The 12,886-nt window shown below is 37.3% G+C and carries 11 protein-coding genes; 3 read left to right on the top strand and 8 right to left on the bottom strand.

What is annotated here, in order from left to right; genetic code table 11:
• From rsmB to gmk, 6 genes are all read right to left on the bottom strand, one after another.
• The gene (gene rsmB / locus V6S17_RS06115) at positions 1-1,338 is read right to left on the bottom strand and encodes a 16S rRNA (cytosine(967)-C(5))-methyltransferase RsmB (protein ID WP_029092422.1); all 1,338 of its coding nucleotides are present in this window, start codon (positions 1,336-1,338) and stop codon (positions 1-3) included.
• Positions 1,331-2,275, bottom strand: a complete 945-nt coding sequence (gene fmt / locus V6S17_RS06110; RefSeq protein ID WP_029092423.1) for a methionyl-tRNA formyltransferase — start codon at positions 2,273-2,275, stop codon at positions 1,331-1,333. The genes rsmB and fmt overlap by 8 nt, the downstream gene beginning before the upstream one ends.
• 15 nt (positions 2,276-2,290) lie before the next feature.
• Complete coding sequence (priA, locus tag V6S17_RS06105; RefSeq protein WP_029092424.1) at positions 2,291-4,699, bottom strand: primosomal protein N'; 2,409 nt, start codon at positions 4,697-4,699, stop codon at positions 2,291-2,293.
• Entirely contained in the window at positions 4,700-5,905 is a 1,206-nt protein-coding gene (gene coaBC / locus V6S17_RS06100) for a bifunctional phosphopantothenoylcysteine decarboxylase/phosphopantothenate--cysteine ligase CoaBC (RefSeq protein WP_029092425.1), read from the bottom strand. It lies immediately after the preceding gene.
• Between the two features lie 134 nt (positions 5,906-6,039).
• On the bottom strand, positions 6,040-6,252 hold the full coding sequence (rpoZ, locus tag V6S17_RS06095; protein ID WP_029092426.1) for a DNA-directed RNA polymerase subunit omega: 213 nt from the start codon (positions 6,250-6,252) through the stop codon (positions 6,040-6,042).
• A gap of 35 nt (positions 6,253-6,287) precedes the next feature.
• Positions 6,288-6,908 carry a guanylate kinase gene (gene gmk / locus V6S17_RS06090; protein ID WP_029092427.1) on the bottom strand — a complete coding sequence of 207 codons (621 nt, stop codon included), beginning with the start codon at positions 6,906-6,908 and terminating at the stop codon, positions 6,288-6,290.
• Positions 6,909-7,091: 183 nt separating this feature from the next.
• Between gmk and V6S17_RS06085 the strand changes: the two genes are divergently transcribed.
• The 3 genes from V6S17_RS06085 to V6S17_RS06075 all read left to right on the top strand — a co-directional run bounded on the left by V6S17_RS06085 (position 7,092) and on the right by V6S17_RS06075 (position 10,680).
• On the top strand, positions 7,092-8,795 hold the full coding sequence (locus V6S17_RS06085) for an Rqc2 family fibronectin-binding protein (RefSeq protein ID WP_029092428.1): 1,704 nt from the start codon (positions 7,092-7,094) through the stop codon (positions 8,793-8,795).
• Positions 8,796-8,938: 143 nt separating this feature from the next.
• A complete protein-coding gene (locus V6S17_RS06080; RefSeq protein WP_029092429.1) occupies positions 8,939-9,817 on the top strand; it encodes a DMT family transporter in 879 nt (292 codons plus the stop codon).
• 89 nt (positions 9,818-9,906) lie between these two features.
• Positions 9,907-10,680 carry an acetoin reductase gene (locus tag V6S17_RS06075; protein ID WP_029092430.1) on the top strand — a complete coding sequence of 258 codons (774 nt, stop codon included), beginning with the start codon at positions 9,907-9,909 and terminating at the stop codon, positions 10,678-10,680.
• Positions 10,681-11,063: 383 nt separating this feature from the next.
• Here V6S17_RS06075 and V6S17_RS06070 read toward each other — a convergent pair whose 3' ends face one another.
• The gene (locus V6S17_RS06070) at positions 11,064-11,693 is read right to left on the bottom strand and encodes a hypothetical protein (RefSeq protein ID WP_029092431.1); all 630 of its coding nucleotides are present in this window, start codon (positions 11,691-11,693) and stop codon (positions 11,064-11,066) included.
• 66 nt (positions 11,694-11,759) lie between these two features.
• Positions 11,760-12,389 carry a hypothetical protein gene (locus V6S17_RS06065; protein ID WP_029092432.1) on the bottom strand — a complete coding sequence of 210 codons (630 nt, stop codon included), beginning with the start codon at positions 12,387-12,389 and terminating at the stop codon, positions 11,760-11,762.
• Between the last annotated feature and the right edge of the window lie 497 nt (positions 12,390-12,886).

Here is a 12,886-nt window from a genome sequence, read left to right as displayed (position 1 = left end):
TTAACGAATACGCTTAAATGAAGATATATAAAAACCATCGCTAAAATTATTGTCTGGCAACAACTGTAAATCCGTTTGATCTAACGTTGTTAAATCATTTGGTAATGATAAAGGCGCTTTTTCGTAGTTAGGATGGGCTTCTAAAAAACGTTCCCATACGTTACGGTTTTCATCTTCATCAATCGTACATGTACTATAGACAAGACGGCCACCCACTTTGAGTAATGGTGCAAGTGCATCCAAAATATCAAATTGAATCACGCTAAGTGATGCCACATCTTTTGCTGTTTTTTGATACTTAATATCTGGCTTGCGGCGAATAACACCAAAACCACTACAAGGTGCATCTACAAGGATACGATCGTATAATTCTTCTTCAATATCTTTACCATATTGGCGTGCATCCGCTTGGAATGGTTTGATAATAGTATGACCTAGGCGTTTAGCACCTTGTGCAATCAATTTTGTTTTATGTGCATGAATATCTAATGCATCGATTTGTCCTTCATCATTCATCAATTCAGCAATATGAGTTGTTTTCCCACCCGGTGCTGCACAAGCATCTAACACACGCATACCTGGTTCTGGATGTAGCGCATGTGCAACAAGCATTGAACTTTCATCTTGAATTGAAAACGCACCGTATTGGAACATTGGATGATTTGCAGCATTACCACCAAATACCATGATCGCTTCAGGTACTAATGGATGGGCTTCTGCTTCAAAACCATCAGCAACGAGCGCTTCGATGATTTCATCAATGTTACCTCTTAATGGGTTCACGCGTAATGTTTGATGTGGTGGTACAAGTAAAGCTTCACCAATTTCACGTGTCTTAGCTTCGCCATATTGCGCAACCCAACGTTCTGTTAACCAAAGTGGCACAGATATTTCAATTGATAAACGTTTCATTGGCTCTTTCACTAATGCCGCAACATCAGGTTGACCTTCACGAATCGCTGTACGCAAAACGCCGTTTACTAATTTAGACACGCCGACATGTCCACGTTTTTTAGCAATGTTGACCGCTTCATTTACGATGGCATGATCGGGTACTTTATCAAGGAAATATAACTGGTAAAAAGAAACACGCAATAATAATTTGACCCAAATTTCTAATTTTTCTGGTTTAGATACAAATTGCTCCATGTAAAAGTCCAACGTCATTTGGCGTTGAATCGTACCGTAAACAAGTTCTGTTAACAAACCTTTATCAATCGGTTTAACATGATTTTTTGTCATCGCATCATGAATCAATAAATGACTGTATGCTTGTTGTTTCTCAATTTTTTCTAATATGCTTAATGATACTTCACGGACTGTTCCCACTTTATTCACCTAAACGCTTTCCGGCTTCAAGGTTTTTACCTGAGCCTCTTAAATAATCACTTGTTGTCATTCGCTGTTTTCCAGCGGGTTGGAATACTTTAATATCCACTGTTTTTCCATCGCCAGCAGCGACACGGATTGTTTGATCCACACTTACGATTGTACCTGCAGGCGCTGTTGTTTCTTCAAAACTTTCAACCACTTCCCAAATTTTCCAGTTTCCACCTTCAAATGTAGTGAAACTTGATGGGAATGGGTTCATTCCACGTACATGGTTAAAAATCGCACGTGCCGACTTATTCCAGTCAATACGTTCTTGCTCACGACTAATATTACGCGCGAAAGTTACCTCTGCTTCATTTTGCGGCACTGCAACAATTGAACCATCTAAAATTGCTGGCAACGTTTCTACCAATAAATCAGCGCCAACAATGCTTAATTTTTCAAACAGCGTGCCCACATTATCTTCTTCTTCAATCGGAATTGCTGATTGGCTCAACATGTCACCGGCATCTAATTTTTCAGCCATATACATAATCGTAACGCCCGCTTCTTTATGCCCTTCAATCAATGCATAATGGATCGGTGCCCCACCACGTAATTTTGGCAATAATGACGCATGCACATTAATCGCACCTAAACGAGGCGCTTCCAAAAGACTGTTCGGTAAAATTTGACCATAGGCCGCTGTAATTAACAAATCAACATCCATGTTGATCAGTGTTTCTAATTCTTCCGAAGTGCGTAGTTTTTCTGGTTGAAGAACGTTTAAATCTGCAGCAACTGCTGCTTTTTTAACTGGGGTTGGTGTCAAAATATGTTTGCGCCCTACTTTACGATCGGGTTGTGTTACCACAGCCTCGATGCTAATAGATGGGTCAGCAATTAATTTTTGTAATACAGGTACTGCAAAATCAGGTGTTCCCATAAAGATAATTTTTGTCATGTATGTCTCCTTGTCTCACATCATTGTATAAGGTTCGAAATCGATGGATACCGTCAAACCGTTTCGTATTTCTTTTTGATACGTTTCTAAAACGCGTCGTAACACATCCCTTAAATTGGGCTCTACTTTATATTTTATCAGACATTGGTAACGGTAGCGATTTTTTATTTTAGCGATTGGTGCTGGTGTAGGTCCCAAGAGGATTGTTTGCTCATTTAATTCACGTTTCAAGAAGCCAGTGATATTAGCAATTGTCTCTTCTCCTTTACGTTCATCAGTACTTGTCACTTGTATTAAGGCTGTTAAATAATAAGGTGGGTATCCTGTAAGTTTCCGCAATCCCATCTCTTGATTATAAAAAGCGATATAATTTTGATATTGTGCCAGTTGGATGCTGTAATGATCTGGGTTAAAAGTTTGTATCACCACTTCACCTAACAATTGATGGCGCCCTGCCCGACCACTCACTTGTGTTAGTAATTGGAAGGTCCGTTCAGAAGCCCTAAAATCAGGGACATTTAATGCAGTATCTGCATTGAGGACACCCACTAATGTAATGTTAGGAAAATCGAGCCCTTTCGCAATCATTTGTGTGCCCAATAATATATCTGCTTCACCGTTACCAAATGCTGTTAATAATTTTTCATGAGCGCCTTTGCGACTTGTTGTATCAACATCCATCCGGATGATACGAATATCGGGTAATAATTCTAACAATTCTTCTTCAATTTTTTGCGTTCCTGTACCATATTGACGGATATGCTCAGATTGGCAACTTGGGCATTGGGGTGGCATTGGTGCTTGATGACCACAATAATGGCATTTTAACTGATGACGTAATTTATGATAGGTTAATGTAATTGAGCAGTTGGGGCATTCAGGAACAAAACCGCAATCACGGCACATGACAAACGATGCAAAACCACGACGGTTAAGCATCAAAACAGTTTGTTCACCTTTTTGCTGACGATCTTTAATTTTATCTAGCAACACAGTAGAAAAAGAACTCGTATTGCCTTGACGTAACTCATCCTTCAAATCGACAATTTCAACCGTGGGTAATGGACGATTATTAACGCGTTCGGGTAACTCTAGTAACTCATAAACACCCTTTGTTGCACGTGCAAAACTTTCCACATTGGGTGTTGCACTTCCAAGCACTACTGGACATTGATGGTGTTGTGCTCGCCATAAGGCAACTTCACGTGCATGATAACGTGGGTAATCTTCTTGTTTATATGTTGCTTCATGTTCTTCATCAATAATAATTAACCCAATATTGGTTAGTGGTGCAAAAATAGCAGAACGCGCACCTACAACAATATCTGCTTCCTCACGTTCGATTTTTTGCCATTCATCTAAACGCTCACCCGCTGATAAAGCACTATGAAGAACGGCAACTTTTTTTCCGAATCGTGATTTGAAACGCTCGACCATTTGTGGTGTCAACGCAATTTCTGGCACTAGCATAATCGCTTGTTTCCCTAATTTAAGTGCCTCGGCAATTGTTTGGAGGTAAACTTCTGTTTTACCACTGCCCGTAACACCATGAAGCAGAAATGTTTTAGCAATTTTTTCACGTTGCACCTCAAAAATACGTTGAAAAACTGTTTCTTGATCTGTCGTTAAATCCAGTGGCTCTGATTTTTCAAAATGGTGGTTAGCATATGGGTCTCGATCAATTTCTTTAGCAAAAATAGTCACCCAACCTTTTTCGGCTACTGAACGTAAGACAGCATCACTAATACCTCGCGCTTTTGCTTCATCCACCCACAACTCTGTTGCTTCTAATTCAAGTAACATTGCCAAACATTTTTGTTGTGCTTTCGCTTGATTCCCTAAACTCTCAAGAGCTGCAATCAACTCAGTTTCTGTTAAACAATTTTTCAATGCTCGTTTTGTTTTCTTGGTCTCTTTACTCGAAACACGATAAACCGTTTCAATGTCACCTGCTTGAATCCAGCGCTGTAACGCGGTCACAAACTCACTATCTTTTACAGCTTTCCAATCAAGCGTTTCAGAACCTTCAAACAGTTTAACAGCTGCGGTATTGTCCCAATTTTTCAATACAAAATACTTTTCATAGGAACCACGCATTAAGTTGGGTAACATCGTTTGGAAAATTGAAATTCTGAAATTAAGTGAATCTTGCGCCATCCATTCACCCAACGCTAACATTTCAGGTGTCAAAACGGGTCGTACATCAAAGATATCGACGATTTCTTTTAATTTTTTTGTATCGGTAAGAGCTGTCACATCAGCGACTGCTACGACATACCCAAGCAACTGTCGTGGACCAAATGGAACAGCTACACGCATTCCTGGCAGGATAACGTCTTGCCACTGTTCTGGAATCAAATAATCAAAAGGGCGGTCAACAGTCATCGCAGGTGTATCAACAATTACCTTTGCAATAATCGGCATTTACTTCACCTCAATCAAAGGTAACGCAATAATAGCCTTCCAAATTAACAACGCTGTTTCTTCTTTAGTAACGAGCGGTAGTTTTTTCATGTCATTTGCTGTAATCAATGTCACTTGGTTGGTATCAACGCCAAATCCTGTATCTTGTCGAGAGATATCATTTGCAACAACCATATCGAGGTTTTTAGCTTCTAATTTCAAGCGTGCATTTTTTTCGACATCTTGCGACTCAGCAGCAAAACCAATCAACAATTGTCCTTGTGGTTTATTTTGACCTAAAGTTTTTAGTATATCTGTGGTACGGATAAAATGAAACGCTTCTTTGTCGTCGTTGCTTTTCTTAATTTTATGTGGACGATAAGCATCCGGAGTGTAATCTGCTACAGCAGCCGCTTTGATGATAATATCCATCGTTTCACTGCGTTGCGTCACTGCTTTATACATATCCTCCGCCGATTGAATTGTGATCACTTCAATCCGTTCATCAACAGCAAGATTTTTCACGCTAGTGACCAACGTTACGTTAGCTCCTAGCGACGCTGCCTCATTCGCAATCGCAAAACCCATCTTACCTGTTGAGCGATTCGTTAAAAAACGCACTGGATCGATTGCTTCAATTGTAGGTCCAGCAGTAACAAGTACATTTTTACCTGCTAGTGTTTGTTCTTTCGAAAAAAAACCATCAATATTGGCAACAATTTTTTCAGGCTCTTCTAGACGGCCTTTTCCAACGTAGCCACATGCTAATATACCTTCAGATGGTTCGATAAAACGAATACCATCTTCAAATAATTGATTGATTTGGCGGATAATTGCTGGGTGTTGATACATATGAACATTCATAGCAGGAGCAACCCATACAGGCGCTGATGTTGCTAAATAAACACTCGTTAGCATGTTATCAGCAATTCCTGTTGCCATTTTACTAATTGTATTGGCAGTTGTTGGCGCAATTATCATTAAACCTGCCCAATCTGCCACTTCAATATGAGCAATTTTTTCAGGATTAGGCTCTATAAATGTATCAGTATATACCGTATTTCGACTCATCACCTGGAAAGTAAGCGGCGTTACAAATTGTGTGGCATTTTCAGTCATAATGACTTTGACATTGTAGCCGGCTTTTATTAATTGACTGGTTAAGGTTACAGCTTTATAAGATGCGATACCGCCTGTAACACCTAGCACAATATTTTTTTTCATCATCGTCCCACCTCGCTTATTCATACAGTCTATTTTACCACGATATTAGTATTTAGGCAGTAAATAGCCACGCTATTTCTCAATAGATTTAAAAAAAGAGCCAACTCATTTTAAGGAGCCGGCTCTCAATTTTAAATTTAATCTTCGTATCCTTTTGCAGGAATCATTTTCAACGTTTCAGCATCGATTTCTTCTAATGCTTTACCAACATTTTTAGCAGATGAATAATTTTCCAAAGTCATGCTATTTGGTTTTTCTAGCATTTCACGAGCACGCTTTGAAGCGACAGCTACAAGTGAATATTTTGAATCTATTTTTTCTAATAATGAATCGATTGATGGTTTAATCATCATTTTGACATTCCTCCAATTTATAATCGTTGGGTTTATTCAACAATTTCATCTAACATTGAGCGATACTTAGGATACATCCACTTTGTACGCATATGTTCAATTCTAACAATATCTTTGATTTTTTCAACAGCAAGTTCGACTTCATCGTTAACCACTGCGTAATCATAATGCTTCATCATTTCAATCTCATGATGTGCTGTTTCCATACGCTTATCAACAACATCACTTGTTTCTGTTCCGCGTCCAACAATACGATTTTTCAACTCTGACAAGTTTGGCGGAGTTAGGAAGATAAAGACAGCTTCCGGCATTTTCTCGCGTACTTGCATCGCACCTTGAACTTCGATTTCTAGAAAGACGTCTTGCCCTTCTGACAATGTTTTTTCAACATATTCCAGTGGCGTTCCATAATAGTTATCCACAAATTGCGCATACTCTAGCAATTCATCTTTTTCAATCAATAACTCGAATTCCTCTTTCGTGCGGAAATAGTAATCAACGCCTTCTTCTTCACCGGGGCGTTTTGTGCGGGTTGTCATCGAGATTGAATATGAGAAATTAGTGTTCTCATCTTCAAAGACAGCACGGCGTACCGTACCTTTACCAACGCCAGATGGTCCTGATAATACAAACAACAAACCTTTTTCAGACATGAGACTACTCCTTTTATTTAAAGTCATCTCTAATATTACTTGTAATCCGTCAGAACTGCAAGTAAAAATTGATATCCTGTTAGATATTTTTTCCTTAACTCTCGCTTTTTAGACCTTTCCTTCCCATTAATATCTATCATCATGTTATAATTAATAGGTTAAACAACAGAAAGGGTGAGAAATTTGGCTTTTGACAGTCTCTTTCTATCCGCTATGACACAAGAACTTACTGAAAAACTTGTCGGCGGTAGAATTATGCGTATCCAACAACCGTATTCACAGGAATTGATTTTTGTCGTAAGAAATCAACGTAAAAACCATAAATTACTTATATCTGCTCATCCAACTTATGCACGTATTCAAATCAGTGATTTGGAAACAACAAATCCTGCAGTCCCACCAAACTTCTGCATGATTTTGCGTAAATATATTGAAAGTGCAGTGATTGAATCGATTGAACAAGTGCCCAATGAACGTATTTTAAAATTTAATCTTCGTGGTAAAAATGAGATTGGCGACGAGCGTCTCTGTGATCTTTATGTTGAGATCATGGGCCGTTACTCTAATATCTTGCTAGTAGATAAAGAAAAAGGCACAATTATTGATTGTATTAAACATGTTTCGATGGCCTATAACTCTTATCGAACACTTCTACCTAATGCAACGTATCTATTACCACCTGCTCAAACAGAAAAAATTGCACCAAAAGACTTAACCGTTTCAGATATTGAAGCAATGTTAGCAGATGAATTACCCTTGGCTAAACGTTTGGTACAAGTTGTAGCTGGCTTCTCGCCATTATTTGCTCGCGAAGTTGTAGCAGCTGCTACTGATAAAAATGATCCTAATGCTATTTTAATAGCACTTAAAGAATCTATGAAACAGCCTATCGTGCCTACTTGGACTATTACAAACAATAAAGAGGATTTTTACCACTTTGAGTTAGCGACTAGCGACACTGTGGTTAAAAAATTCGACTCACTCAGTGAGCTGTTAGATAATTTTTATGCTGATAAAGCACGTCGAGACAGAGTTCATCAAATTGGAAAAGATATTGAACATATGTTACAGCTCGAAATTAATAAAGCTGAACTTAAAATCACCAAGTTAAACCAAACGCTTGAAGAAACAACGAAAGCGGATGATATTCGTTTACAAGGTGAGTTATTGACGACTTATATGCATGAAATTAAAAAAGGGATGTCAAAAATAAGAGTTGTTAACTATTATGATGATGAAGGTAAAGAGGTCACTATTACACTTGACCCTCTTAAAACACCCTCTCAAAATGCACAGGCTTATTTCAATAAATACCAAAAACTTAAAACAGCAGTGATTATTGTTGCTGAACAAATAGCTAAAACTGAGGCAGAACTGCTTTATCTCAACAGCGTTGCTGAACAAGTTCATACAGCTTCACCTGCAGATATTGATGAAATTCGTGACGAGTTGATTGAACAAGGATACTTACGCGCTAAAAAAACAAAAAATAACCGAGTGAAAAAAGCTAAAAAGCCAAATCTGCACCGTTATGTTTCATCGGATGGTACTGAAATGTTCGTGGGAAGAAATAATATCCAAAATGATTATTTGACACATCGTTTTGCTCATAAGATGGATACTTGGCTACACGTTAAAGACTTACCAGGGTCACATGTTATTGTGAAAAGCTTAGAGCCAAGTCAAGAAACGCTTGAAGAAGCTGCTAATATTGCCGGCTACTACTCTAAAGCATCACTGTCATCGCAAGTCCCAGTTGACTACACGTTAGTCAAACATGTACACAAACCAAATGGCGCTAAGCCTGGTTATGTTATTTATGATCATCAAACAACCCTCTTTGTAACACCAGATAAAGAGTTAGTTGAGTCATTAGAAGCTAAATAACGAAGGACCATAAGCAATACAAACAATCTTTATTATTCAAACTTGATACGGAGATATACTCTCCGTATTTTTTTATCTGAAACTTAAACCTTTCGCCTCAAGTTTACATAATAAAATTACATTAACCTACAGGGGGGGTCACTATGAATAAAATAGCTTTAATACAATTATCGATTGCGATGGCAATCTTTGGGTCCATCGGACTTTTTTCACGCTTGACTGGTTTACCTGCAATTGAATTGATTTTCGTTCGTTCAATCTGCGCCACACTATTCCTTTTAGCAGTATGGCTACTCACCCGTACGTATAAAAAAGAAACCTGGGACAAACGCGAACTGTTAATGATTACACTCTTTGGCGTCAGTAACCTTTTTAATTGGATTTTCCTTTTCAAAGCATTTGAAGTAATTTCTATCACAGTTGCCATCTCGCTTTACCACATTGGACCAATTCTTATGCTCGTTGTTGGGGCAATGATCTACCGGGAGAAATTATCACGCGGTATTATGATTGCGATGTTTGCTTGTTTTGTCGGAACTATCTTTATAATGGGTACCGATGTTTTCACAGCTGAAACACCAAATTGGCAAGGCATCAGCTATGGCCTTTTGGCAGCTGTCTTCTATGCAAGTACCATGTTATTAGGAACCACCTTCCATAAAACAAGTGTTTATATGACGACATTAATACAAATGTTTACAGCAGTTGTGTTACTTGCTCCTTTTATTAAATACGATAGTTATCAACATTTAACAAATACACAATGGTTTTACGCTTTATTAACTGGTGTTGTTCATACCGGTATCGTCTATTTACTGCTCTATAGTAGTATTCGAAACCTCACACCCACTGTCGTCTCATTTATGGTATTTATCGATCCTGCAGTTGCGATTTTGCTAGACATCATTATCATCGGCTTTTTACCTTCATCGTTACAAATTATTGGTATTTTAGCAATATTCTTTGGTCTTTTTTATGCTATTCGACCTCAGAAAAAGGTACTCATCCCACCTGCAAAATAATTTTAAATCAAATCACTAGCATATTGTTAATAGGTTTGTTAGAATGCACTTGTAAGCGGTTACCAAATCTAACTAAAGGAGATGTTTAAATGAGTAAAGTAGCAGTAGTGACTGGCTCAGCTGGTGGTTTAGGTAAAGGGATTGCACAACGTTTAGCGAAAGATGGTTTTAAACTTGTATTACATGATATTAATGGCGACATGCTCGCCGATACATTGAAAGAATTTAAAGACAACAGTATTGATGCGGTCGCTGTCACCGGTGATGTTTCGAAACAGGCAGATCAGCTCAATTTAGTTGCAGAAGCTGTAAAAGCCTTTGATCATATTGATGTATTTATAAATAATGCAGGCATTGATGCGGTTTCACCTTTCTTGGAGATTGATGAAGCACAATTAAATCGCTTGTTTTCAATCAACGTCAATGGTGTGGTTTTTGGAACGCAAGCAGCCGCAAAACAATTCATGAAACAAGGTACTAAAGGTAAGGTAATTAATGCCTGTAGTATTGCTGGGCATGAAGCGTATGAAATGCTCGGTACCTACTCTGCGACAAAACATGCGGTTAAAGCATTTACACATGTCGCTGCTAAAGAATTAGCTTCGGAACAAATAACTGTCAATGCCTACTGCCCTGGAGTAGCCAAAACAAGTATGTGGGAACGAATTGACGAAGCAATGGTCGCGCGTGATGACTCTATGCAACCAGGTGATGCCTTCAAGAAATTTTCAGGTAATATTGCTTTAGGTCGTTACCAAACTGCTGATGATGTTGCGAATTTAGTATCATTCTTAGCATCAGATGACGCTGACTATATCACAGGGCAAACTATTTTAACAGATGGTGGTCTTGTTTATAACTAATCGTTCTATAAACAATGTAAATAATGGTTGATCTTTACTTTTGATATAACTCGAACAGTCACATTAGTGGCTGTTTTTTTATTTTAGAGAATTGACTAGTACGATTATTGTGTAAGTATGCGTACAAAAAAAACCTCAAAATTCCCTTCACTAGTTGTTTTAAACATCATGTTTTTGGAAAAAGATATTTTTAATTCCCCCTATAAATTTGTTGTAGTGACTTAATTTTATAGGAACTTTGAAAATGTTACTGTGTGTTTTTATGAAAATAGCTATCAGTGAAAACTCACAAACATTGTAATTTATAGAGCCTAAAAACATTAACATAACTGAAATAAATAAGTTTTTCGTACAACTATTTACATGGATTATGTTAAAAAATTTCATTTTGTTTTTTCAACTTCATTTAGAAGACTTAAGGTCATTTTCATCAACAGAACCATCAAAACAATTGACTGCAAGAGAAACCACGTTAAATCAGTTGAAAAGAAGTTATACACCATTAGAAATATGACGATAACGACGTATGCTTTTCGTTCTGTTTGTGTCAAACGGTACTTAACAATCTGATAACCTACGACCTTAGCTGACATACCCGTAACAGGCACTTTTAAAATTGGATTGAAAATGGCCTCATACAAAAGGACTAAGGGAAAAGCGAACGCCAAATATTTATACGGTGCTTGGTTGGTCATCATTGGTACATTTAGCACCGATACAACAGCGCTTATCACTTGAACTATATTGAGCACACGTATTACTTGTTGCCTTGTTATATTGTCACCTATTTTTTTTGATTTAAGGAGCCAAATCGATATTATAAACATCAATAGACTAAAGCCTGCAAAACTAATAGTAATAGTAATAAATGCGTGCATTTTAGGTTCATAGGCATTAACCCTCACCCCATCAGAATGCATTGGTAACTGATCGGGTAACGACTCCCAAATTAACCACCAGAAAAAAATTCCTGCGACATTAAGTAGAATAAAATACAGCAGTTGTTTTTTCATCTAAAAAACTCCTTTTCAATTATATATAGGCGCTATAAATTATAAAATAGCAACTTACACTTAAAATCATTTTGTTTTTTCAACTTCATTTAAAAGACTTAAAGCCATTTTCATCAACAGAACCACAAAAACAGTTGACTGCAAGAGAAACCATGTTAAATCAGTTGAAAAGAAGTTATACACAATTAAAAATACGACGATAACAGCGTATGCTTTTCGTTCTGTTTGTGTCAAATGGTACTTAACAATCTGATAACCTAAGACCTTAGCTGACATACCCGAAACAGGCACTTTTAAAATTGGATTGAAAATAACTTCATATAAAAGGACTAATGGAAAAGCAAACGCTAAATATTTATACGGTGCTTGGTTGGTCATCATTGGCGCAATTAGCACTAGAAAAACAACGCTTATCACTTGAACTATATTGAGCACACGTATTACTTGTTGCCTTGTTATATTGTCACTTATTTCTTTTGATTTAAGGAGCCAAATCGATAGGATAAACATCAATAGACTAAAGCCTACAACACAAATAGTTATAGTAATAAATGTGTGCATTTTAGGTTCATAGGCATTAATCCTCGCCCCATCAGAATGCATTGGCAATTGATCAGGTAACGACTCCCAAATTAACCACCAGAAAAAAACTGCAGCAATATTAAGTAGAATAAAATAAAGCAGTTGTTTTTTCATCTAAAAAACTCCTTTTCAACTTAATTTAAAAAGTAACCCCAACGATACTTCCTGATTGGACTAGCAAACTGACACCTGTTCCTCCTGTAATAAAACTTATGGAAGCAACGACGAATATAATTAAACATCATTTTTGTTCGATAACTTCATATTTAATTTTTAAAAAAATGGTTGGTCTTTTACCATGCCGATGGTATTATTCGATGGGAATTAAAATAACAGGATAAGATCTTAATATCACGAGATTTTTTAGTTTAATTGTGACTGCTCTATCAGAGAGTATACGCTAATGATGAATATATTAACTTGTGTTTATCATCATGAACCTGCCTGAAAAATTAAGTTCTACAAAAACACAAACGATTGCTCAAGTTTTGAAGCATAGCCAGCAGTATCGAAATCTTACTCTGGCAACAATAGTCATTGATAGAACCAATAAAAATAGTGCGCTGGTTCGAAATTGAAATATAGGTTTTTTAAAATAATCACTCCCTATG

Origin of the sequence: Brochothrix thermosphacta DSM 20171 = FSL F6-1036 (assembly GCF_036884295.1) — a bacterium.
Classification (GTDB): Bacteria; Bacillota; Bacilli; order Lactobacillales; family Listeriaceae; genus Brochothrix; species Brochothrix thermosphacta.
This window is presented reverse-complemented; position numbering and strand designations above follow the sequence as displayed.